At 73.2% G+C, this 22,689-nt stretch carries 21 protein-coding genes and 2 tRNA genes; 17 read left to right on the top strand and 6 right to left on the bottom strand.

Annotated features, from left to right (window positions below):
• Positions 1 to 9 precede the first annotated feature (9 nt).
• A complete protein-coding gene (locus D6270_RS11250) occupies positions 10 to 582 on the top strand; it encodes a hypothetical protein (RefSeq protein ID WP_109165532.1) in 573 nt (190 codons plus the stop codon).
• 8 nt (positions 583 to 590) lie between these two features.
• Here D6270_RS11250 and D6270_RS11255 read toward each other — a convergent pair whose 3' ends face one another.
• Positions 591 to 1,487 carry a spermidine synthase gene (locus tag D6270_RS11255; RefSeq protein ID WP_109165531.1) on the bottom strand — a complete coding sequence of 299 codons (897 nt, stop codon included), beginning with the start codon at positions 1,485 to 1,487 and terminating at the stop codon, positions 591 to 593.
• Positions 1,488 to 1,582: 95 nt separating this feature from the next.
• Positions 1,583 to 2,047, bottom strand: a complete 465-nt coding sequence (locus D6270_RS11260) for a hypothetical protein (RefSeq protein WP_202418324.1) — start codon at positions 2,045 to 2,047, stop codon at positions 1,583 to 1,585.
• Positions 2,048 to 2,299: 252 nt separating this feature from the next.
• On the opposite strand from D6270_RS11260, the gene D6270_RS11265 reads away from it, so the two are divergent.
• On the top strand, positions 2,300 to 3,655 hold the full coding sequence (locus D6270_RS11265) for an NsdA family TPR-like regulatory protein (protein WP_151414666.1): 1,356 nt from the start codon (positions 2,300 to 2,302) through the stop codon (positions 3,653 to 3,655).
• A 249-nt stretch (positions 3,656 to 3,904) separates the two neighbouring features.
• On the opposite strand, the gene D6270_RS11270 is transcribed toward D6270_RS11265, so the two are convergent.
• Positions 3,905 to 4,504, bottom strand: a complete 600-nt coding sequence (locus D6270_RS11270; RefSeq protein WP_109165529.1) for a histidine phosphatase family protein — start codon at positions 4,502 to 4,504, stop codon at positions 3,905 to 3,907.
• A gap of 242 nt (positions 4,505 to 4,746) precedes the next feature.
• On the opposite strand from D6270_RS11270, the gene D6270_RS11275 reads away from it, so the two are divergent.
• The 7 genes from D6270_RS11275 to D6270_RS11305 all read left to right on the top strand — a co-directional run bounded on the left by D6270_RS11275 (position 4,747) and on the right by D6270_RS11305 (position 11,334).
• On the top strand, positions 4,747 to 5,778 hold the full coding sequence (locus D6270_RS11275) for a phosphatase PAP2 family protein (protein WP_109165528.1): 1,032 nt from the start codon (positions 4,747 to 4,749) through the stop codon (positions 5,776 to 5,778).
• A gap of 118 nt (positions 5,779 to 5,896) precedes the next feature.
• Complete coding sequence (locus D6270_RS33965) at positions 5,897 to 6,937, top strand: hypothetical protein (protein WP_204117219.1); 1,041 nt, start codon at positions 5,897 to 5,899, stop codon at positions 6,935 to 6,937.
• Complete coding sequence (locus D6270_RS11285; protein WP_109165527.1) at positions 6,928 to 8,544, top strand: hypothetical protein; 1,617 nt, start codon at positions 6,928 to 6,930, stop codon at positions 8,542 to 8,544. Before D6270_RS33965 ends, D6270_RS11285 begins: the two co-directional genes overlap by 10 nt.
• 31 nt (positions 8,545 to 8,575) lie before the next feature.
• A complete protein-coding gene (locus D6270_RS11290) occupies positions 8,576 to 9,910 on the top strand; it encodes an AAA domain-containing protein (RefSeq protein WP_109165526.1) in 1,335 nt (444 codons plus the stop codon).
• 120 nt (positions 9,911 to 10,030) lie between these two features.
• Positions 10,031 to 10,375 carry a DUF8844 domain-containing protein gene (locus D6270_RS11295; RefSeq protein WP_109165525.1) on the top strand — a complete coding sequence of 115 codons (345 nt, stop codon included), beginning with the start codon at positions 10,031 to 10,033 and terminating at the stop codon, positions 10,373 to 10,375.
• Positions 10,376 to 10,586: 211 nt separating this feature from the next.
• Complete coding sequence (locus tag D6270_RS11300; RefSeq protein WP_109165524.1) at positions 10,587 to 11,270, top strand: bifunctional DNA primase/polymerase; 684 nt, start codon at positions 10,587 to 10,589, stop codon at positions 11,268 to 11,270.
• Positions 11,261 to 11,334 (top strand) — tRNA-Lys (locus tag D6270_RS11305). The genes D6270_RS11300 and D6270_RS11305 overlap by 10 nt, the downstream gene beginning before the upstream one ends.
• Positions 11,335 to 11,389: 55 nt before the next feature.
• Here D6270_RS11305 and D6270_RS11310 read toward each other — a convergent pair.
• Entirely contained in the window at positions 11,390 to 12,685 is a 1,296-nt protein-coding gene (locus D6270_RS11310) for a M6 family metalloprotease domain-containing protein (protein ID WP_225976823.1), read from the bottom strand.
• A 341-nt stretch (positions 12,686 to 13,026) separates the two neighbouring features.
• Between D6270_RS11310 and D6270_RS11315 the strand changes: the two genes are divergently transcribed.
• The gene (locus D6270_RS11315) at positions 13,027 to 14,976 is read left to right on the top strand and encodes a putative bifunctional diguanylate cyclase/phosphodiesterase (RefSeq protein ID WP_109165523.1); all 1,950 of its coding nucleotides are present in this window, start codon (positions 13,027 to 13,029) and stop codon (positions 14,974 to 14,976) included.
• Between the two features lie 53 nt (positions 14,977 to 15,029).
• On the opposite strand, the gene D6270_RS11320 is transcribed toward D6270_RS11315, so the two are convergent.
• Both D6270_RS11320 and D6270_RS11325 read right to left on the bottom strand, forming a co-directional pair.
• Positions 15,030 to 16,169, bottom strand: coding sequence for an LLM class flavin-dependent oxidoreductase (locus tag D6270_RS11320; protein WP_109165522.1), 1,140 nt, complete (start codon positions 16,167 to 16,169; stop codon positions 15,030 to 15,032).
• Positions 16,170 to 16,316: 147 nt separating this feature from the next.
• A complete protein-coding gene (locus tag D6270_RS11325) occupies positions 16,317 to 17,081 on the bottom strand; it encodes a maleate cis-trans isomerase family protein (RefSeq protein ID WP_109165521.1) in 765 nt (254 codons plus the stop codon).
• 226 nt (positions 17,082 to 17,307) lie between these two features.
• Here D6270_RS11325 and D6270_RS11330 point away from each other — a divergent pair, with 226 nt between their 5' ends.
• The 7 genes from D6270_RS11330 (at position 17,308) to D6270_RS11360 (ending at position 22,667) form a co-directional block, all read left to right on the top strand.
• Positions 17,308 to 18,282: a D-2-hydroxyacid dehydrogenase gene (locus D6270_RS11330; RefSeq protein WP_109165520.1), complete on the top strand. Its 975-nt coding sequence runs from the start codon at positions 17,308 to 17,310 to the stop codon at positions 18,280 to 18,282.
• A 184-nt stretch (positions 18,283 to 18,466) separates the two neighbouring features.
• Positions 18,467 to 19,369 (top strand): ectoine/hydroxyectoine ABC transporter substrate-binding protein EhuB, encoded by a 903-nt coding sequence (gene ehuB / locus D6270_RS11335; RefSeq protein WP_109165519.1) that lies wholly within the window; start codon positions 18,467 to 18,469, stop codon positions 19,367 to 19,369.
• An 18-nt stretch (positions 19,370 to 19,387) separates the two neighbouring features.
• On the top strand, positions 19,388 to 20,119 hold the full coding sequence (gene ehuC, locus D6270_RS11340) for an ectoine/hydroxyectoine ABC transporter permease subunit EhuC (protein WP_109165518.1): 732 nt from the start codon (positions 19,388 to 19,390) through the stop codon (positions 20,117 to 20,119).
• Positions 20,116 to 20,760, top strand: a complete 645-nt coding sequence (ehuD, locus tag D6270_RS11345) for an ectoine/hydroxyectoine ABC transporter permease subunit EhuD (protein WP_109165517.1) — start codon at positions 20,116 to 20,118, stop codon at positions 20,758 to 20,760. The genes ehuC and ehuD overlap by 4 nt, the downstream gene beginning before the upstream one ends.
• A complete protein-coding gene (gene ehuA / locus D6270_RS11350) occupies positions 20,750 to 21,595 on the top strand; it encodes an ectoine/hydroxyectoine ABC transporter ATP-binding protein EhuA (RefSeq protein WP_109165516.1) in 846 nt (281 codons plus the stop codon). Before ehuD ends, ehuA begins: the two co-directional genes overlap by 11 nt.
• Positions 21,596 to 21,762: 167 nt before the next feature.
• On the top strand, positions 21,763 to 22,521 hold the full coding sequence (locus D6270_RS11355; protein ID WP_109165515.1) for an IclR family transcriptional regulator: 759 nt from the start codon (positions 21,763 to 21,765) through the stop codon (positions 22,519 to 22,521).
• Positions 22,522 to 22,593: 72 nt separating this feature from the next.
• Positions 22,594 to 22,667: transfer RNA gene (locus tag D6270_RS11360), tRNA-Lys, on the top strand.
• The last annotated feature ends 22 nt before the right edge of the window (positions 22,668 to 22,689 follow it).

The raw sequence follows: 22,689 nt of genomic DNA on the forward strand, positions 1-22,689 counted from the left end.
ATGTGCCCGATGCAACGAGGACTCGTACACGCGCTCGCGTGGTCGCTCGCCACCGGCGCGGCGGTCACGCTGTCGTGGTGGGGTGTGCGCACGGTCATGACCGGGACGGCGTACGACCCGCCCCGGGCGGTGCCGATCTCCGTGGGCGCGGGCGCCCCGCAGCGGATCGGGCAGTCCACCGAGGAGCCGCTCGTCTCGTCGACGTACCGCTCATCGCCGACGCCTTCCCGCTCCCCCTCGGCGGACAGCGGCAGCGCGAGCCCCTCACCGCCGGCCGCACGCCCCTCCCGTACGCCGTCGAGTGCCCCGGCGCCTCCCCCGGCCTCGCCCGAACCGGGCGCGAACTCCGGTGAGGTGAAGGGGTACCGGACCGCCGGCGGCCGGGTCGTGTTCGAGCTGGGGAAGAGCTCGGCGAAGCTGGTCTCGGCGACGCCGGAGCCCGGGTGGTCGATGCAGGTGTGGACGAACGACGCCTGGATCCGGGTCGACTTCAGCGACGGGGGCGGCGTGGACGGGAAGACGTACTCCGTGTTCTGCACCTGGAACGGGACCCCGCCGACGGTGCAGGTCGTCGAACCGTAAGCCGTTCACTACGTGTCGAAGACGGACGGCGGCGGCGCCGGTGACGGCTTGGCCGCCGCGTCCGTGACGACCGCCGCGCCGCCCGTGAAGTCCGTGAGCGCCCGCCCGTGTTCGACCCGGCCGGGGTGCGGGTCGCCGGCCACCCGGCGGGTGAACTCGGCCACCGCGAGCGGCAGGGCGGAGGCGAGCAGGACCGCGTTGCCGAAGCGGCGGCCGCGCCAGACCACGGGGTCGGCGGCGAGGGCCAGTTCGGGGAAGACGGTGGCGGCGGTGGCCACCTGGCCGCGCAGATGGGCGAGCGGGGGCCCGTCGGCGAGGTTCGCGGCGTACTGGCCCGACGGCTTCAGCACCCGGCGTACGTCGGTGAGGAATTCGGCGGAGGTCAGGTGGGCGGGGGTGCGGGCGCCGCTGAAGACGTCCGCGATGACCAGGTCCGCCCAGCCGTCCGGGAGCTTGCCGAGCCCTTCCCGGGCGTCCAGCGCCCGGACCCGCACCCGGGCCTGCGGGTCCAGCGGGAGCCGCTCGCGGACGAGCTGGACGAGCGCCGCGTCGACCTCCACGACCTGCTGGGTGGAGCGGGGACGGGTCGCCGCGACGTACCGGGCGAGGGTGAGGGCGCCGCCGCCGAGGTGCAGGACGTGCAGGGGCCGGAGCGGGGGCGCGGCCAGGTCGATGATGTGGCCGAGCCGGCGCTGGTAGGCGAAGGAGAGGTGGGCGGGGTCGCCGAGGTCCACATGGGACTGCGGGGCGCCGTCCAGCAGCAGCGTCCAGCCGTCCGGGCGCTCCCGGTCGGGTATGAGCTCGGCGCGACCGCTGTCGACCGGCCCGGAGAAGGGCTCGCGCTCGCTCCGGTCCGCGCCCCGGCGGTCCTTCCTGCCCCCGGTCGGCGCTCCTCGTCGTGCCACGTGCGCTGGTCCTTGCTGGTGGGGGCCCGGGATACCGGCAGCGGCGGAGGTGTCCGCCCGTCCGGCCATTATGGGCTCCGGCGGGGGCCGCCGGCTCAGTTGCAGCCGTCGGCCGCCTCCAGCAGGCGGGCCGCCTGGTCGAGGGCGGCGCGGAGTACGGCGGGGTCGGTGACCGGGGCGTCCTCGGCGGGCGGGAGCAGCCAGCCGGAACCGGCGGCGGGCGGAGTGGTGGGGATGCGCAGCCCTCGGCCGTCGGTCCGCGTACAGGCACTGCCCGGTACGTCCCAGGCGTCGGCGGTGCCGGGCGGGACGAGGAAGCCGAGGGTGTCGCAGGCGCCGTCGTGCAGGACCGGGCCGACGGCCTCCTGGTCCCGGCCCCGGCGGAGGATGTCGACGGCCTCCAGCCCCTGGCGGGCGGGGACGGTGACGAGGTCGCAGGGCTGTTCCGCGGGGGCCGGTGCGGGCGCGGGTGCGGATGCCGGGGGCTTGGTGGGGGTCGTGGTCGTCGTCGGGTTCGTCGCGGTCGTCCGTGAGCCGGTCTCCATGCCGATGTGCAGCAAGGGAACCCCTCCTCTCATCGCCGAACGGAGCCACACTCCGTCTCCACATGGACCAACGGCCGCGGAGCGTCAAGGGCTACGGGACCACACCGCCGCAAAGGGTGGCAGTTCATGGCGGATCACAGGAGGAATGACCCGATAAGTAACGAATCTCCGCGTGTGCTCCCTGTCACAGCAGGTACGTTCTTGCTCCGCCGGGACACCGGAGAACAGGACCCGGCTTGCACCGCTTGCACCAGAGAGGGGCCGGCCATGGTGTCGACAGGGGCAGTTCCCAACCTCGTCTTCCGCCAGCTGCGCGGACAGCGCTCCGCAGGGGAGTTCGCGGCCGCCGTCCGCCGGGCGGCGCGGGAGATCGGTGAACAGGTCGCGTGCGACGCCCGGTACATCGGACGCGTGGAGTCCGGGGAGATCCGCTGTCCCAACTACGCGTACGAACGGGTCTTCCTGCACATGTTCCCCGGCGCCTCCCTGGCCGACCTGGGGTTCTCGGCCCGCGAGAGCGTACGGGGGCGGGGGGCGCGGGTCGTCTGTGAGCCGGCCCCGCCGCCCGCACCCGACGAGTCCCACCACACCGACGAGGAGAGCGACGTGCTGCGTCGCGTGTTCATGATGGGCGGCACGGTCACCGTGGCCGCCGCTTCCCTGGGTCTGGGCGGGGCGCCCGCCTCCGCCGCCCGGATCTCCCTGCCCGCACAGCGCCGGGTCGGTGAGAGCGAGGTGGACGCCGTGGAGCAGGCGGTACGGCGGATCCGGGTGCTGGACGACCGGCACGGCGGGGACGGGCTCTACCGGCAGGCGGCGCGGCCGTTGAGGGCGGCGTACGAGCTGCTGGACGCGGGGACCACGACGCGGCGGGCCACCGCGGACCGGCTGCACGCGGGCGCGGGTGAGCTGGCCATCTCGGTGGGGTGGCTGGCCCATGACTCGGGTCGCTTCGACGACGCGCGCTCGCACTACGCGGAGGCGCTGGCGACGGCGCGGCTGGCGGGGGACGCGGGGCTTGAGGCGCACGCGTTCTGCAACACGTCGTTCCTGGCGCGGGACGCGGGGCGGCCGCGCGAGGCGGTACGGGCTGCCGAGGCCGGGCAGCGGGCGGCCCGCACGCTGGGCTCGCCCCGGCTGCTGGCGCTGCTCGCGCTGCGGGAGGCGGGGGGCCGGGCGGGGCTCGGGGACCGTACGGGGTGCGACCGGGCGATCGGGCGGGCGCGGGCGGCGTTCGAGCGGGGGGCGGCGGGGGGTGACCCGGAGTGGATGAGCTTCTTCCGGGAGGCGGAGCTGGAGCTGCTGGAGGCGCAGTGCTGGTCGGCGCTGGGCGACTGGTCGCGGGCGGCGCGGCACGGGCGGCGGGCGGTGACGTTGCAGGACGCGCACTTCACCCGGAACCTCGCGCTGTACCGGGCGCAGCTGACGGGGGATCTGGCGCGCGCGGGCCGGGTGGAGGAGGCGGCGGCGACGGGCCACCAGGTGCTGGACCTGCTGGACCGGGTCCAGTCCTCACGGATCCGGGGGATGGTGGCGGGGGCGGCACGGGTGCTGGAGGCGGGGCGGGGTGGGGTGGGGGCGACGTCTTTCTTGACCCGCCACCGGGAGTCCCTCTCGGCCTGAGGAACGGCCGCGTCCGGCCCGTGGCGGGCTCCAGCCAGTGGTCGCCTTCCCCCGTGGTCGCCTTCAGCCCGTGCCCGGGGGGCCTTTCCAGCCCGTCCGGCGTTTGAGGACGAAAACTCTTGCCTGGGTGGGCGGGCACCCTTGGATCCCCTGGGGCGGGAGACCCTGAAACGCACCTGGACCGTGCTCGACGGTTCCGTCCTCAAGCGCCGGACGGGCTGGGGCGGGTGCCCCTGGCACCCCACGGGCTTACGCGGTCTCCAGGTGGCCCGTGTCGTTCCAGCGCTCTATGGCCGGCTCGCCGTACGCCCAGCCCAGCACCGACAGTGACGTAGGTTCCAGGCGGATGCGGGCGCCGAAGGACAGGTCCTCGCCCAGCCAGCGCGCGGCGAGGGCGCGCAGGATATGGCCGTGGGCGAAGACCAGCACGTCGCGGTCGGCCGAGCGCGCCCAGCCGACGACCTCGTCGGCGCGGGCGGTGACCTCCGCGAGGCTCTCCCCCTCCGGGACCCCGTCGCGCCAGATCAGCCAGTCCGGCCGGTCCGCCTTGATCTGCGTCGGCGTCAGCCCCTCGTACGCCCCGTAGTCCCACTCCATCAGCGCGTCCCACGGCTCCGCCCGCTCCCCGAACCCGGCGATCTCGCAGGTCTCGGCGGCCCGGACCAGCGGGCTGGTGCGGATCTCGACGCCGGGCAGCCCGCGCCACGGCGCCCGGTGGAGCCGTTCGCCGAGCAGCTTCGCGCCCTCGCGGCCGGTGTCCAGGAGCGGGATGTCCGTCCTGCCGGTGTGATTGCCCTGGACCGACCACTGGGTCTGGCCATGCCGGGCGAGGAGGATGCGCGGTGCCATGAAGGCTCTCCCTGGAACGGTGGTGCTGGGCCTTCCATCATCCCGTACCGCCTCGGAAGGCAACCTCCGGGGCGGTGGCGGCGTCCCTCTGTGAGCAGCCGTCCACACCGGTACCGGAGCCATCACGGGGCAGGCTGCTGGGGGGAAGTCCACAAGGGGACCCCCGGAAAACTCGGCGGGCCACCTCCGCCTTACGGTTGAACGCCCACCGTCGGCCGCATGAACACGGGGAGAGCCACCGGATGCCGCACGCCACCGCCCTGCCCGCGACCGGTCATCGACCCCGCTGGTGGACGGAGCTCCCACTGATCGCGGTGGTGTACGGGCTGTACTCGATGGGCCGCCTCCTGGTGCGCGGCGACGTCTCGACGGCGGTCGACAACGGCCTGGCGATCCTCCGGTTCGAGCAGGCGTTCCATCTCAACGCCGAGCACCCGCTGAACCGTCTCTTCACCAGCACCCCTTCCCTGGGGATACCCGCCGACTTCGCCTACGCCTCCCTGCACTACCTCGTCACCCCGGCGGTCCTGGTCTGGATGTTCCGGCGCAGGTCGGCGGCGTACCGGGCGGCCCGGGTCTGGCTGATGAACTCGACCCTGCTCGGTCTCGTCGGCTTCACGCTGATGCCGACCTGCCCGCCCCGGCTGCTGGACGCGAGCCACGGCTTCGTCGACACGATGGCGCAGTACAGCGCGTACGGCTGGTGGGGCGCCGGCGCGAGCGCCCCGCGCGGGCTGAGCGGGATGACCAACCAGTACGCGGCCATGCCGAGCCTGCACGTCGGCTGGTCCCTGTGGTGCGGCATCCTCCTGTGGCGTCACGCCCGCCACCCCCTGCTCCGGGCCGCCGGTGTCGCCTACCCCCTGCTCACCACCATCGTCGTCATGGGCACCGCGAACCACTATTTCCTGGACGCGGTCGCGGGCGCGGCCGTGATGGGGCTCGGAGCCCTGCTGACCAGGCCTGGGATGCGGCTGGCCGACCGGGTGAAGGGGCGTCTGGGGGCCGCCTTCACCACCGTGCGTACCGCCTCCGAGCCCGTGAAGTCCCCGATTGTCAGTGCCGGATGCAAGACTTCCGCGGGTGAGCGAATCCCCGGCCAGCGGACCTCCTCCGCAGATTCCCCCGACGCGGCAGCCGACGGCGCGGCAGACCCCGTCGGCGCCGTACAGCGCGCAGGCACCTCAGCCATCCCGGGCCCCGCAGGCGTCCCGAGCCGCGGAAGCGCCTCGGGCGGCGCGGCCGGCGACGACGCTCCGGCAGCGGCTCGCTGAGCTGCGCGGCCCCTCCGTCGCCCCGCATCCGCTGGACGCCCGCGCGCTCGCCGCGCTCGCCGCGAACCCGGGGTGCAAGCGCCGCGCCCTCCTGGACGGCGCCGGGGTCGACAAGGGCGTGCTGGCCGAGGCGCTCGGCTCCCCCGCCCCCTTCGGCCAGTCCCAGTTCGCCTTCATGCGGGGCAACGCGTTCGAGGCCAAGGTCAAGGCCGACGGCGGGGCGGAGCTGCTGCGCCTGCTGTACGAACGGCTCGGCGGCGGAGCCCCCGCCCCGGGCCCGGACGCCGCCACGCCCGACCTGAGCGCCGCCGGTCCCGAGGGCCGGGCCGCCCGGACCGCGCTCGCCCTGCGCGAGGCGACGGCGGCGGGCGGCTGGGCGCTGCTGGACCACCCGATGCTGGCCCTGGAGGTGGCGGGCTCCCCGGCCTATCTGGAGCCGGACGCGGTGGTGGTGCACCCCGACGGCCGCTGGACGGTGGTCGAGATCAAGTCGTTCCCGATGATCGACGCCTCCGCCGACGCCGCGAAGGTCGGGGCCGCCGCCCGCCAGGCCGCGGTGTACGTGCTGGCGCTGGAGCGGGTCGCGGCGGTGACCGAGGGGGCCGAGGTGGGCCATCAGGTGCTGCTGGTCTGCCCGAAGGACTTCTCCAACCTGCCGACCGCCTCCGTCGTCGACGTGCGCAAGCAGCGTGCCGTGACCCGCCGCCAGCTGACCCGCCTCACCCGCATCGAGGACATCGCGGACGCCCTGCCCGAGGGCACGACCTTCGACCCGGCGTGCTCGCCGCAGGAGCTGGAGTCCGCCGTCTCCTCCGTCACCGCCGCCTACGCCCCCGAGTGCCTGGCCGCCTGTGAGCTGGCCTTCCACTGCCGGGCGAGGTCCCGGGCGGAGGGGGCGGTGGAGACGCTCGGGCGGAGTGTGCGCGGAGAGCTGGGCGGGCTGACCACGGTGGCCGGGGTGCTGGCCGCCGCCGCGGGGAAGGAGGGCGACCCCGCCGACCCGACCGTGGCCGCCCTGCGCCGGGCCGCCGCGCTGCGCGCCGACGCCTTGGAGAGTGCCGCCGCGCTGCGCGCCGAGGCCCAGGGACGCGCCGAGGCGCCGGAAGGCGCGGCAGCCTTGCGCGGACAGGCCCGGGAGGGTGCGGCCGCATGTCGCTGATCAGCACCCTCGCCCGGCTGGAGGCCGTCGACTCCGGCCGCGCCCAGCCCCTGGCGACCGTCCGCCACCGCCACCTCACCGACCGGCCGCTGGTGATCGTGCCGCTCACCACCGCCGGGGAGGCCGGGGCGCCGCTCGGCGCTCTCGTCGGCACCGACCGCGAGGCGCCCCGGCTCCTCGCCGTCGCCCAGCCACGCGACCGTGACCTGCGGTTCGCGTTCCTGGCCGAGCTGGCGGAGGCGGTCCTTCCGCACATCGAGGCGTACGCGGACGTGGTGGAGCCCGCCGAGCGCAACGAGACCGATCCGGCGACCGGCAAGAAGACCAAGGTCGAGGTCGAGTTGTGCACGGACGCACCCCAGCTGATCGTGCCGAGCCGGGCGGGCATCGAGTTCGTCCGGCTGCTCGGCCGGTCCATGCGGTTCCGCCGGACCGCCGAGGACGACCCGGAGACGCCGTATCCGGCCCCGGCCCGCGTCCCGCTGCTCGGCCGCTGGCTCACGCACTACGGCGAGCGGGCCCGGGTCCCCGGCTCCTCGCTCCTCCTCGCCGCCACGGACCTGCTGAACCGGCACTGGGCCACCGGCCAGAGCAGCCTGGAGGACCAGCACCTGGGCGCGCTGCTCGCCTGGATCGACCCGCCGCAGGGCATGACCGGCGCGGAGGCGGCCCTCCGCGCCGAGGCGGGCCGTGACCAGGGCGGGCAGCTCCTCTGCCCGCCCGCCGGGCCCGCCACCGACCCGGCCTTCGACAACCGGCTCCTCGCCCCGGCGATCGAGACGTACGACCGGGCCCGGCAGGCGCTCGCGGCGGCCGAGGACGGGCTCACGGCCGATGAGCGGCTCGGCGAGCTGAGCGGCGCCGAGCGCGGCATCCGCTCCCTCCTCGCCACGGTGATGCTGCCGACCTGGGACACGGTGTGGCAGGGGATCGACCTGCTGCGGGAGCTGCCGGAGGGGTCACGGGCCGAGGACCGCTGGACCAGGGACCGCTGGTCGTTCACCGCCCACCGGGACCGGGTGGGCTCCGGTGAGCCGCCGCAGCCGCGCCGCGACGACGCGGTGACGGCCGCCCAGAAGCTGGCCTCCCGTGAGACCGCGCAGGCCCAGCTGGAGGCGCAGGAGGCGCTGGACGACCCGCTGGTGCTGGCCGGGCGGCGGCTGGCGGGCGAGGCGTTCGTGGCGGAGGTGGTCGAGGTCGAGATGGCGTACACGGAGTCCAAGCGGCCCTCCCCGCGCCCGCTGGTCACCCTCCGCACCCAGGAGCGGCCGCACCTGGGCGAGCGGACCAAGGTGTACCGCTCGCTGGACGGCAAGCCGCAGACGGCGGAGTTCGTGCGGTACGCCTCCGATGACTCCGGCGACGGGGAGATCCTGCTGGTGGTGCGGATCATGGACCGGATGGGCCGGGGCAAGGAGCCGGCGCCCGGCTCGCTGCCGGAGCCGGGTGAGCGGATCGCCTGGACCCTGTTCGAGCACGACCAGCGCGGCGGGCCGAAGCTGCCCGACCCGGAGGACACCCCGTGGACCCACGGTGGCCCGCCGGGCGCGGACGCCGCCGCGCGCGCCGAGCACCCCGACCCCGTGACCCCGGAGGACCTGCTGTGACCTCGACCCCCGTCACCCCGGAGGGCCTGCTGTGAGGACCGTCTTCGACCCGGGTGCGGAGGCGGCGCGGGCGACCGGGGCCATCCTCGACGACACCCTGCGCGGCTCCGCCCGGGGCATCGTCGTGGACTCCCCGCCCGGCGCCGGGAAGTCGACCCTGGTGGTCAGGGCGGCCCTGGAGCTGGCCGCCGCCGGGCATCCGCTGATGGTGGTCGCGCAGACCAACGCCCAGGTCGACGACCTGGTGGTGCGGCTGGCGGAGAAGGATCCGGAGCTGCCGGTGGGGCGGCTGCACAGCAGCGACTCCGACCCGTACGACAAGGTGCTGGACAGCCTCGACAGCGTCACGAAATCGGCCAAGGCGGCGGATCTGGCCGGGCTGGACGTGGTGATCTCGACGGCCGCCAAGTGGGCGCACGTGAAGAACGTGGAGCCGTGGGGGCACGCGATCGTCGACGAGGCGTACCAGATGCGCTCGGACGCGCTGCTGGCCGTGGCCGGGCTGTTCGAGCGGGCGCTCTTCGTCGGGGACCCGGGGCAGCTGGACCCGTTCTCGATCGTGGGCGCGGACCAGTGGGCGGGGCTGAGCTACGACCCGTCCGCGAGCGCCGTCTCCACGCTGCTCGCGCACAATCCGGAGCTGCCGCAGCACCGGCTACCGGTCTCCTGGCGGCTTCCGGCGTCGGCGGCGCCGCTGGTGTCGGCCGCGTTCTACCCGTACACGCCGTTCCGCAGCGGCACGGACCACGGGGACCGGAAGCTCTCGTTCGGGGTGGCCTCGGACGGCTCGGGGCCGGACCGGGTGCTGGACGAGGCGGCCGAGGCCGGGTGGGGGCTGCTGGAGCTGCCGGCCCGGCACACCCCGCGTACGGACCCCGAGGCGGTGCGGGCGGTGGCACTGGTGGTCCGGCGGTTGCTGGACCGGGGCGGCGTCGCCACCAGCGAGCGGGCGGACGAGCCCGTTCCGGTGACGGCGGACCGGGTGGCGGTCGGCACGGCCCACCGCGACCAGGCGGCGGCGGTGCGGGCGGCCCTCGCCGAGCTGGGCGTCACGGGGGTCGCGGTGGACACGGCCAACCGCCTCCAGGGCCGCGAGTTCGACGTCACGGTGGTCCTGCACCCGCTGTCCGGCCGCCCGGACGCCACCGCCTTCCACCTGGAGACGGGCCGCCTGTGCGTGCTGGCCTCGCGCCACCGCCACGCCTGCATCGTGGTGTGCCGGGAAGGGGTGGCGGACCTGCTGGACGAGCACCCGTCCACGGAGCCGGTCCAGCTCGGCGTCACGGTGAAGTTCCCCGACGGCTGGGAGGCGAACCACGCGGTGCTGGCCCACCTCGCCGAGCACCGGGTGCGGTGGAAGCCGTAGCTAAGCCCGGTGCGGTGGAAGCCGTAGCGAAGCCCGGGTGCCGCAAGGCCTGTGGCCCTCTTGCGCGGGGTTGGACAATGGAGGGTGGCCGTCCGGGGCCGCCAGAGGAAGGAACAGCACATGACACAGTCCGAGCGGAACGAACGGCAGCGGCTGCGCCCCGCGCCCCTGCTCTTCGAGCCGTCTCAGGCGGCCGCCGACCCGGAGCACTTCTTCGACCTGGAGTCGATGGACGACCCGCGCGAGCTGCTGGCCCGCGCGACCGAGCTGACGCAGGCCTTCCGCGCGGCGACGGACCGGTCGGTGGAGTTCCAGGCGATGGCGGCGGCGCAGCTCGCCGATCCGAGCCGGTTCGACCGGCTGACGGCGGCGGATGTGGCGGAGCGCGCGGAGTGGACCGAGGACTACGCGAAGAAGATGATCGAGTTCGGCCGGTCCCTGCTGAACGGGTCCGCCACCGCCTGACACCTGACCGCCTGCCCCCAGCCGCCGTCACCTGACGGTCCGGCCACCATGACCTGGCCCCCGGCCGCAGGCGCGTCGCGGGGTTCTCAGGCCGGAGGTCAGGTCCCGTGGCATATTCCGGGCGGGCAAGATACTCCTTCCCCGCCCACCCTGTCCGGGTTTTCGGCAACTCTCGGAATCAGTCCCGTCACTCCCGGTAGACCTCTTCTCCATGAGCGCTTGGCTGAAAGACGAAACGACCCTGCAGGCCGGCGGAGCCGCGCCCCACGCCGTCGACATCTTCGCCCTGCTGCGGGACCAGACCGGAACGCAGGCCGCCCAGGTGACCGCCGCCGGTGCCGCCTGGCTGGCGGGGGCCTCCGCCTACCCGCGCTCCACGCTCGCGCAGTGGGAGGAGCGCCCGGCCTCGCCCGGGGTGCTGCCCTGCGGCTCGCAGTTCGACGTCGTCAATGTGCCCGCGCTGTTCGGACGGCGGATGGTGGAGCAGCTGTGGGCCGAGGGCCCGGGCACCGGCCCGGTCGCCGTGCACCGGGGCCGGATGCTGCTCTTCGCCTCCCCCGGAACGGCCCAGCGGCTCCCCTCGCTGCTGGCCTGGGAGGAGTGGGGATCCGGCGGCGGGACCTCCCGCACACAGCGCGGCGAGGTGCCCCCGCTGCTCTGTCACGGCACCGGCGACGCGGTCACCGTACCGCCGCTGACCTGCCCCTCCGGTGGTTCCGGGCCGCGCTGGCTGGTGGCGCCCGACACCCGTAATCCATGGCTGCCGGGGCCCGATGTGCTGCTCTGGGCCTGTGTCCGGGTGAGCCGGTCGGCGGTGTCCCACGGGGCCGGACATTCGATTTTTCCTCGGGCGGATCAGGGTGCTAATGTCTACGACGTCAGCAGGCGCCGTTAGCTCAGTTGGTTAGAGCAGCTGACTCTTAATCAGCGGGTCCGGGGTTCGAGTCCCTGACGGCGCACCGACGGAAGAAGCCCCTCGCGCAAGCGGGGGGCTTCTTCGTGTTCTCCCGCCGGTCAGACTCCGGTGGTGATCCTGACCGTCCAGGAGCCGGACGGCGTACGGTCGGCGACCTCCACCCGGGTGCGCTCGCCCGGCACGGTGTAGGTCTCGCCCTCCGTGAGCGGGGCGTCCGCGAGCGGCGGGTAGACCGAGCGGTCCCAGCACGCACCGGTCTCCGGGTGGGTGTCCACCACCTCGACCGGCCCGCCGCCGGAGGCCGTTCCGCTGCGGATCCGGTAGATCAGGATGCCCTCGGTGCAGGTCCCCCGGTCGTTGCCGGTGGCGCCGCGCGCCTCGATCGCCAGGACGCTGTCCTCCCCGGTCCGTACGACGGCGAGCCGGGTCCCGATCGACCCGCCGGGCACGGGGGCGGCGGCCACCGGTTCCAGGGTGAGGTCGGCCGTGCCCTGGACGCAGACGACCTGGGGCCCGTCCAGCCAGCCGAGCTTCCACTTGTGCCAGCCGAAGAGGTCGGGCGCCAGGCCGAACTGGCTGCCCATGACGTCCCAGTCGCCGACGTAGGTGTCCCAGTCGCCCTTGCCGTCGGTGGGCCGGTGGTAGAGATCGGCCAGGTCGAAGACGTGCCCGGTCTCGTGAGCGAGGACATTGCGGTCGGGCGGGTGCTGCTCGAAGACGGTGACCACGCGCCGGATGTCCGTACCGTCCGCGCGCAGCGGCCGGTCGAAGTTCACGACCTTCGTGGCGTCGGAGTCGACGCCCGGGGCGTCCGGGTCGGCGACCAGATAGACGATGTCGTACGCCGAGAAGTCGACGTCCCGGTCGGCGGCGGCGATCGCGTCGCGCAGGTAGGCGGTCCGCCTCTTGGCGTCCCAGTCGCGCTCTATGCCGTACCAGGTGGAGGCGCGCGGCATCTGGATCCAGCCCCGCTGCGGGTGCGGGCGCAGGGTGAACCGGCCGTAGCTGGCGCGCTCGAAGAAGCGGGTGGTCGAGGGGAAGTGGTCGGCGGTCAGCACTTCGGGGCTGACCTCGGGCTCGGAGTCCGGGAACGACAGGAAGATCATGACCGCGTCGAGGCTCCGGTCGGGCTGCGGGTAGGCCCCGTTCCAGCTGTCCAGGCCCAGCGAGTGGTGGGCCGACGTCCTGGGGAGCGCGCACGGGGTCGCGTCGCGCACGGCGGCCGCGGCGGGGCCGGCGGCGAGCGAGGTGGCGGCGAGCGCGAGGAGGGAGGTCAGGGCGGCCGCAAGACTGCGCAGCGTCAGTCGCTCCACTCCCCCGAGTCCGGGCTCACGCTGCACATCGACCTCCGGGTGGGAACGCACTACGGTCTCGTCCACCCTGTGCCGGTTCATGACGATGCGCCCTGTTGTGCTGCCCCACACGGGTCACAGAGGCCACATGGGTTGTGGGCCGACGCCACCACAGCCCTGACCTTCACGGAAAGTCACCACCGGCCGGATCGGCGGTCCGATGCAACAGAACCGCTCAGAAACCATCAGGGCAGGGCAAAGCGGAACGTCGTAGACCGGCCGTTCGGTCGACCCATGGCCGGATGCGAGCTGGAACGCCCGCTGCGCCACCCTCTATGCTTCACCACGCTTTCCCGCGTGGATCGGGCCCCTTCACGGGTTCACCACCCGGTGCCCTGTCCGACCCCACCTGTTCACGACAACCTTCACAGCGGGAGCGAGCGGTGAGCGGAACCTCCGAAGGGCCCAGGGTCCCGGCAGGCACATCCCCGGACGCCGTGGGCACGCCGGTCACGGAGCGTCATACGGCAGGCCCCGCCGGAGAACGTACGGCACGCCGGACGGCACCGGACGGGGAGGAGGCGCTCCGGAGAGCGGCGGACGACGCCGCCACCGAGCTGCGCGACCACCGGGCCGCCTTCAACGCCGCGACCCTCCCCATGGCCGTCGTGGACGGCCGGGGACACGTCGTCCGGGCCAACGACGCCCTCGGCGGACTCCTGGGTGCGGCACCCCGGGCGCTGGACGGACGGCAGGCGTGCGAGCTGGTCGATCTGGCCTCCGACGACCGCACCTGGCACGCCTACCGCGAGGTGCTCCAGGGCCGCCGCTCCCGGTTCCGCTGCACCCGCCGCCTCAAACACCCCGACGGGCGCACCCTGTGGGCCGAGGTCACCGTCGTACCGATGACCGGCACCTCGGCGGCCGAGCCCGCGCGGGTCCTGCTGACGGTGGCGGACATCAGCGACCGGCGCGAGCTCCAGGACCGGCTGCGCCACCTCCAGATGCACGACCCGGTGACCCGGCTGCCCAACCGGACCCTGTTCTTCGAGCGGCTCTCGGTGGCCCTGGAGATCCCGCCCTACCAGGACGACTCGATGCTCCCCCGGCACGGCCGGATCGGGCTCTGCTATCTGGACCTGGACGGCTTCAAGGCCATCAACGACACGCTCGGCCACCGGATCGGCGACCGGCTGCTGGCCGCCGTCGCCGGCCGGCTCACCGACTGCGCGGAGAACGACGCGAGCCGCAGCCCCGGCGGCAGCCGCCTGGTGGCGCGCCTGGGCGGCGACGAGTTCGCGATCCTGGTGGAGGACTCCGGCGGTACGGAGGCGCTGACCGAGCTGGCCCGCTCGGTCCTGGCCGCCCTCCAGCACCCCTTCGACCTGGCCGGGCACCGGCTCTCGGTCTCCGCCTCGATCGGAGTGGTGGAACGTCCGGTCGCGGGCACCTCGCCCACCGGCCTGATGCAGGCCGCCGACACCACGCTGTACTGGGCGAAGGCCGACGGCCGGGCCCGCTGGACCCTCTTCGACCCCGAGCGCAACGCCCACCGCATGACCCGCCAGGCGCTCTCCTCCACGCTCCGGCCCGCCGTGGAGCGCGGCGAGTTCACCCTCGAATACCAGCCACTGGTCGGCATGGCGGACGGCGTCGTGCGCGGGGTGGAGGCGCTGGTGCGCTGGAACCACCCGCAGTTCGGCGTGCTCTCGCCGAATCGGTTCGTCGGGATCGCCGAGGAGGACGGCTCCATCGTCCAGCTCGGCCGGTGGGTCCTGCGCACCGCGTGCCGCCAGGCGCGGCGCTGGCAGCTGGACCATCCGGACGAGCCCGCGCTCTTCATCAGCGTGAATGTCGCCGTACGCCAGGTCTGGGACTCCGACCTGGTGGCGGACGTGGCGCAGATCCTGGGCGAGACGGAGCTGGCCCCCGGGCTGCTCCAGCTGGAGCTGACCGAGTCGGCGGTGATGGGGTCCGGCGGCCGCCCGCTGCGGGCGCTCCAGGCGCTGAGCGACATGGGCGTACGGATCGCCATCGACGACTTCGGGACGGGGTATTCGAACCTCGCCTACCTCAGCCGGCTGCCCGTCTCCGTACTGAAGCTGGACGGGGCGTTCGTGAAGGGCTTCCGGTACGAGGACGGTACGCACCCCAGCCCCGCCGACGAGACGATCGTCGAGGCGATGGTGCAGCTGGCGCACCGCCTGGGCCTGACCGTCACCGCGGAGTGTGTGGAGACGGCCGGGCAGGCGGAGCGGCTGCGCCGGATCGGCTGCGACACGGGGCAGGGGTGGCTGTACTCGCGGGCCGTGGCGCCGGAGCTGATCGCGGCGCTGATCACGGCCCGGCCGACGGCCGAACCGGCTCAGGCGCCCGAGCGGGCCCAGCCGTAGGGCCCACGGCTCACGCCCGAGCGGGCCCAACCGTGCGGCTGCGGCCTACCGGCTCACGCCCGGCGCGGCAGCCCGTACGCGTCCGCGATCAGCTCGTAGCTGCGCAGCCGGGCGTCGCCGCCGTGCGCGTTGGCGGTGATCATCAGCTCGTCGGCGCCGGTGCGCTTGGCCAGGTCGTCCAGACCGGCGCGGACCTCGTCGGCGGTGCCGTGGATGACGTTGGCGAGCCAGCCGTCGACGAACTCCCGCTCCATCGGGGAGAAGTCGTACGCCGCCGCTTCCTCCGGGGACGGGATCAGCCCCGGCCGCCCGGTGCGCAGCCGGACCATCGACAGCGCCCCGGTCAGCACCTGGCGACGCGCCTCGCGCTCGTCGTCGGCGGCCAGCGCGGAGACGCCGATCAAGGCGTACGGGGCGTCCAGCACGGCGGAGGGCCGGAAGGACTCCCGGTACAGGTCGAGGGCCGGGATGGTGTTCTGCGCCGAGAAGTGGTGCGCGAAGGCGAACGGCAGGCCGAGCGTGCCCGCCAGCCGGGCGCTGAAGCCGGAGGAGCCGAGCAGCCAGACGGGCGGCCGGTGCGCGGACTGCACCCCGCCGGGCGCGGTCGCCTGGACCGGGCCGGGTACGGCGTGGATGCGGGCGTACGGGTGCCCGTCGGGGAAGTCGTCGTCCAGGAACCGGATCAGCTCCATGAGCTGCTGCGGAAAGTCGTCGGCGCCCTCGTTGAGCCGGTCGCTGCGGCGCAGGGCGGCGGCCGTGGCGCCGTCGGTGCCGGGGGCCCGGCCGAGGCCCAGGTCGACGCGGCCGGGCGCCATCGCCTCCAGGGTGCCGAACTGTTCGGCGATCACCAGCGGGGCGTGGTTGGGCAGCATGACGCCGCCGGAGCCGAGCCGGATGCGGTCGGTGTGGGCGGCGATGTGCGCGAGGATCACGGCCGGGGAGGACGAGGCGACCCCGGGCATGGAGTGGTGCTCGGCGACCCAGTAGCGGTGGAAGCCGCGGGCCTCGGTGAGCTGGGCGATCTCGACGCCGGTGCGCAGGGCCTGGGTCGCGGTGCGTCCCTGGCCCACGGTCACCAGGTCGAGGACGGAGAGCGGTACGGGAGCGGTGCCCTCGGCCGTACCCCGGATCTCGTCGCGGATCGTGTCGCCGCCCGTCCCGTCGCCCGTGTTCCCGCCTCGGATCTCGTCCACGTGTCGGCCCTCTCCCGGTGCTGCTCGTCCTGCGTGTGCGTACGCGTATCGGAGGGGTACAACAGGAGGATGGCTCCGCTTATTCCGGAGCCGGCCCGGAAGCCGTTCCGGGGGTCCGGGGGCTGGGGGCGTCCCGGGCCGTGCGCGCTACTCCCGTACCTCAATCCCCTTCGGCTCCACCGCACCCGGCACCGGCCGGCGGGCGGCGAAGAGGGTGCCGAGCGCCGGGGCCCAGATCCGGCGGTCGGTCAGCCGCAGGCCCTCCCAGACGGTCACCTGGTTCGCCGTGAGGACCGGCTTGCCGAGCGCCTCCTCCAGTTCCGGGATGTACGCGGCCGTGTGCAGGGCCGCGTCCGGGAGCAGCAGCACCTCCGCGTCCGGGTGGTCCGCGGCGAGCGCGTGCTCCTTGACCCGGTCCACCTCCCACGCGGCGATCTCGCCGGCCGATGCGGCACCGGCGCTCCCGGAGGCCACCGCCTCCACGCCGCCCGCCACCAGGAACTCGGCGAAGAGCACGGTGATGTCCTCGGGCCATCCGGCGGCCACCGCGACCCGGGAGGCGCCCAGCTCCCGTACCGCGTGGACGAAGCCGAAGGCGGTGCTGGAGGCGGGCAGGCCGGCGCTCCGGGCGAGGGTGGCGATCTGGTTGTGGGCGCCCGCCCAGCCGTACACGAAACTTCCGGCGGGGCTCGCCCAGACGAGTGCTTCCGCGCCCGCGAGCCGCAGCTCCTCGACACCCTCGGCGAGCCGGTCCGGCGCACCGGACTCCAGCAGGGCGCCGCGCCGGTAGGTGTCCTCGGCGGCCTCGGTGGAGAAGAGCGGCAGCCTGATGTCGGTGTCGAGCGTGATCTCGATCCGCGGGAAGTCGTCCTCGGCGGCGTGGCCCGGGTAGAGAAGTCCTACGGTCGTCATGTTCACCCTTCTTCCTTCGCGTCGGGCGCGCATCGGGCGCGGAAGCCACGGGTGCCCCTGCCCCTGTCAAGTATTCCCCCGGCGGGGCTTCGGCGGAGGGTGGGCGGGGCGCGGTGCGGGGCCGTGTTGACGGGGGTCGGAGCGGCTGCGAGCGTGGCCCGTGCGGAGATCATGGTTGAGCGTGCACACCCAGCGACCAGCGACCTTGCGGAGTGATGAGCCACCGATGCCGGAACCCGTCGTTCTCGTCCTCGACGCCGATCCGTCCCCGCGCCTGGGCCGGCTGACCGGCCGGGCCCGCATCCTGCGCACCGGGGCGGCGGGACTCGCCGCCCGGCTGCCGGACGCCGATGTGCTGCTGGTGTGGGACTTCACCTCGGACGCGGTGCGTGCGGCCTGGCCGGGTGAGGGTCCTCGGCCGCGCTGGGTCCATGCGGCGAGCGCGGGGGTGGACCGGCTGCTCTGCCCGGAGCTGGCCGCATCCGACACCGTGCTGACCAACGCGCGGGGCGTCTTCGAGCGGCCGATCGCCGAGTACGTGGCCGCTCTGGTGCTGGCCTTCGCCAAGGATCTGCCCGCCACCCTCGCCCTCCAGCGGGAGCGGCGCTGGCGCCACCGGGAGGGGCAGCAGGTGGCCGGTTCGCGGGCGGTGGTCGTCGGCGCGGGCCCGATCGGACGGGAGATCACCCGGCTGCTGCACGGCCTGGGCGTCCAGGTGGCGCTGGTGGGGCGCTGCGCCCGGCGCACCATCCACGGGGTCGAGGACCTGGGCCCGCTGGCGGCGCGGGCGGACTGGGTGATCTCGGCGGTGCCGCTGACCCCGTCGACGTACGGGATGTTCGACAGCCGGTTCTTCGGGCTGCTCCAGCCATCGGCGCGGTTCATCAACGTGGGGCGCGGGGCGAGCGTGGTGGAGGCGGACCTGGTCGACGCGCTGGAGCGGCGCTGGCTGGCGGGGGCGGCGCTCGATGTGTTCGCGGAGGAACCGCTGGACGAGGAGAGCCCGTTGTGGGGCGTGCCGGGGCTGCTGGTCTCGCCACACCTGAGCGGGGACACGGTGGGCTGGCGCGACCGGCTGGGTGAGCAGTTCGTGGCGATGTACGAACTATGGGCAGAAGGCAGTCCGTTGCCCAACGTGGTGGACAAGGAACGCGGTTATGTCCCGTCCACCGACAACTCCGAGGACGACGAAGGCACATAGGGGACAGAAGCCGCCGGGCGCAGCCCACCGCAGCGAACCCGTCACCCTCCGCCCACATCAGGCCACGGGAAGGTCACCCTCCGGCCACCGTTCGATTACATGGACCGGCTTCCTGCATAGACGTACGGGATCGGGCAGGCACTCACCCTGTCCGGACTGTTCGACCTCCAGGAGACCGCGAACCATGGCTGACTTTCCTCACCTTTCCCGCCGGGGCTTTCTCAATCGATCGGCGGCCGTGGGCGGCCTCCTGGTCGTTCCCGGCCTCCTGACCGCCTGCAGCAAGGCCGATTCGGGTGCCGCCACCGGCGAGGGCGCCCTCGACAAGCTCCGCAAGCAGGGCTTCGTGCGGGTGGCGTACGCCAACGAGGCGCCGTACGGGTACATGGAGGGCAAGGAGCTCAAGGGCGAGGCCCCCACCCTGCACCGGGAGATCTTCAAGGCGCTGGGCGTGGACGAGCTGAAGCCGACGCTTTCCGAGTGGGACGGGCTGATCCCCGGGCTCCAGGCCGGGAAGTACGACGTGGTCAGCGCGGGCATGGCGATCACCCCGGAGCGCTGCGGCAACGCGATCTTCTCCGAGCCGGAGTTCATCTCGCCGACCGCGCTGATGGTGAGGAAGGGCAACCCGAAGAAGGTCACCGACCTGGACTCCGCCAAGGAGGCCGGGATCACCATCGGCGTCATGTCGGGTGCGGTGGAGGGCGGTTACGCCAAGGGGGCGGGCATCCCCGAGGGAAAGATCAAGACGCTGCAGAAGCCGCAGGACGGGGCGGACGCCGTCAAGGGCGGCCGGATCGACGCGTTCCTGCTCACCGGCATCTCGCTGCGCTGGCTGGCGAAGACCAACCCGGACACCGAGGTGACCGAGTCGTTCGTGCCGCAGATCGACGGCAACGCGCAGTTCTCGCCCGGCGGTGCGGTGTTCCGCAAGGGCAACGAGGACCTGCGGGACGCCTTCAACCGCGAGCTGAAGAAGATCGTGTCGGACCGCTCGCGCTATGTGCAGCTGCTGGAGCCGTACGGGTTCGGGAAGTCGGAGATCCCGCCGGAGGACCTGAGGACCGCCGACCTGTGCAAGGGCTGACGGGGCGGACGCACACGCATGAGTGACTTCTTCTCCCTCCTCGCCGAGGAGTTCCCCCAGGTCCGCTCGGGTCTGTGGGTGACGCTCCAGGCCACGGTCCTGGGCGCGCTGCTCGCCGGGGTGCTGGCCTTCGCGCTCGGCCTGATGGCGGGCAGCCGGCTGCTCCTGGCCCGCGGGGTCTCCCGGGTGGTCGTGGAGTTCTTCCGGGGGACCTCCCTCTACATCCAGCTGTTCTGGCTCTATTACGCGATGCCGCTGCTGACCGGCTACGAACTGGACCCGGTCGTCTGCGGGGTGGTCGCCTTCGGCCTCAACTACGGTGCCTACGGCGCCGAAGTGGTGCGCGGCGCGATCAACTCCGTACCGCGCGCACAGTACGAGGCGGCGATCGCCCTCAACCTGAGCCCCGCCAGGCGGCTTTGGAAGGTGATCCTGCCCCAGGCCTGGGTGCAGATGATCCCCTCCTTCACCAATCTGCTGATCCAGCTGCTGAAGTGCACCCCGCTGCTGTGGCTGATCTCGGCGGCCGACCTGATGACCGTGGTGCAGACCCTGCGCGACCGCACCGGTGAGACCCTCACCGCCTATCTGACCCTGCTGGCCGCCTACTTCGTGCTGGCCTACGCGCTGACGATGCTGATGAACCTGCTGGAGCGGAGCGCCAAGCGGCGGCTCGGCCTGGACACCGGCGCGAAGAGCCTGTTCAGGAGCCGCAGCGCGTCCACGACCGCCGTGGGAGGTACCCGATGAACGACGGCTTCGACTGGGACGCCGTCCGCGAGTCCCTGCCCCTCCTCCTCCAGGGGTTCAAGGTCACCCTGCTGGCCACCGTGCTCGGCACCCTGGTGGCGGCGGTGCTGGGACTGGCCGTCGCGGTGGCCCAACGCGCGCCCAGCAGGCTCGTGACGATCCCGGTGCGGGCCGTCACGGAGTTCGTCCGCTCCACCCCGCTGCTGGTCCAACTGGTCGGCGCGGCAGCCCTGTTCAACACGGTGGAGCCGCTCTACATCGGCATCGCGGTGCTGGGCATCCACTACGCCGCGTACACCTCCGAGGTCTACCGGGCCGGGATCGACGGCGTACCGAAGGGCCAGTGGGAGGCCTGTCGCGCGCTGTCGCTGTCGCCCCGGCGGACCTGGCAGGCCGTGATCCTGCCGCAGGCGGTGCGCAATGTGCTGCCCGCCCTCGGCAACTACGCGATCTCGATGTTCAAGGAGACCCCGTTCCTCGCCGTGATCACGGTGCAGGAGATGGTCTTCGAGGCCCGGAAGTACGGGGCGGACCACTTCGCGTACACCGAGGTCTTCACCCTCGCCGGCCTGATCTTCCTGGTCGCGAGCTACCCCACGTCGCTGTTGATGAGAAAGCTGGAGAAGCGCCTTGGCCACTGAACCCCTCCCCCTGCGGAAGACGGAGTCCCCGGCCCCCGAGGACGCCGTCCCGGCGGCCGGGAGCACGGGCGAGCCGCTGGTCCGCTTCGACAAGGTGGTCAAGCGCTACGGCGACCATGTGGTCCTGGACGAGCTGGACTTCACGGTCGACCGCGGTGAGCACGTCACCCTGATCGGGCCCAGCGGCTCGGGCAAGACCACGATCCTGCGGCTGCTGATGACGCTGGAGAAGGTCAGCGACGGCGTGATCTGGGTCGACGGCTCCCCGCTGTCCCACGTCCGCACCCCGGGCGGGGAGCTGAAGCCCGCTGGCGAGAAGCAGCTGCGGGAGTCCCGGAAGAAGATCGGCATGGTCTTCCAGCAGTTCAACCTCTTCCCCAACATGAAGGTGCTCCAGAACATCACGGAGGCGCCGATCAGCGTCCTGGGCAAGGAGCGCGAGGAGGCGGAGACCCGGGCCCGGGAGCTGCTGGACCTGGTGGGGCTCTCCGGCAAGGTCGACGCGCACCCCTCCCAGCTCTCCGGCGGCCAGCAGCAGCGCGTGGCGATCGCCCGGGCGCTGGCGATGGAGCCGGAGATCCTGCTGCTGGACGAGGTGACCTCCGCCCTCGACCCGGAGCTGGTGGCGGGGGTGCTGGAGCTGCTCGGCGACATCGCCCGGAACACCGACATCACCATGGTCTGCGTGACCCATGAGATGAACTTCGCCCGGGACGTCTCGGAGAAGGTGCTGATGTTCGACGCGGGCCGGGTCGTGGAGGCCGGGACCCCGGAGAAAATCTTCTCCGATCCGTCGCACGAACGTACGCGCGAGTTCCTCAACGCGGTGCTGTGACCTCACAGTTGGACCATCGACCATGACTCTGGCATATGCCGCACGGGTGCGCCCCAGCTGACAGGGCCGGGGCGCACCCACTCGCTTGTCAACTGCCACCCCGAAAGCCGGATCCTGGGGCTATCGTGGGCCCCAAGCTTGCGGTCACAACCTTGTAGGGGGACACCGTGGCGTTGAAGCCCGAGCCGACCGCACCGTTCCACTCGGTGCAGTACGCCCTGCGCGTGCTCGAATCGGTCTCCCAGCACGGTGACGGTGTGACCGATGCCCAGATCTCCCGGGAGACGGGGCTGCCCGCCGCACATCTCGCCTCCCTGCTCCTGACGCTGCGCCGCGAGGGATATGTGGAGCAGGTCGGCGACGGCGCGTACGTCATAGGCGCCTCCCTGCTGCTCCTCGGCTCCGGCGCGGCCCGCCGCGAGGCCCTGGAGGGCCGCCTCCAGCACGCCCTGGACCAGCTGCGCGACACGGTCGGCGCCGCCGTCTACCTCAGCCGGTACGTGGACGGCGAGGTCAGCGTCGTCCAGGTCGCCGACGGGCCGCTCACCCCGGCGGTCAACGAGTGGGTGGACTTCCGCTCCTCCGCGCACGCCACGGCGGTCGGCAAGTGCCTGCTCGGCCAGCTGGACCACGAGGCGCGGCGCGACCACCTCTCCCGGCACAGGATCGCCCGGCTCACCTCGCGGACGATCACCAGCGAGAAGGTCCTCCTCTCCAAGCTGGACGCCCAGCCCGCGACGGTCCCGGTGCTGGACCTCCAGGAGTACGCGGTGGGCACCGTCTGCGCGGCGGTGCCGCTGACGGCCGGGGCCACCGCCGGATGCCTGGCCCTGTCGCTGCCGGTCGAGGACGCCCACCGGCTCCGCGAGGCGGCGGAGACCCTGAACCGGCGCGCGGCTCCGGTGCTGCTGTCGCTGGCGCTCTGAGAGCTGCCGGGGGTGCCGGCCGAGGGTGTCATCAGCATCCCTCGGGACCAGGTATTATTTTCGAGTCAGCAGGCGCCGTTAGCTCAGTTGGTTAGAGCAGCTGACTCTTAATCAGCGGGTCCGGGGTTCGAGTCCCTGACGGCGCACGACAGAGCCTGTGGGCGGTCT

Origin of the sequence: Streptomyces griseus subsp. griseus (assembly GCF_003610995.1) — a bacterium.
In the GTDB taxonomy this organism is placed as follows: Bacteria; Actinomycetota; Actinomycetes; order Streptomycetales; family Streptomycetaceae; genus Streptomyces.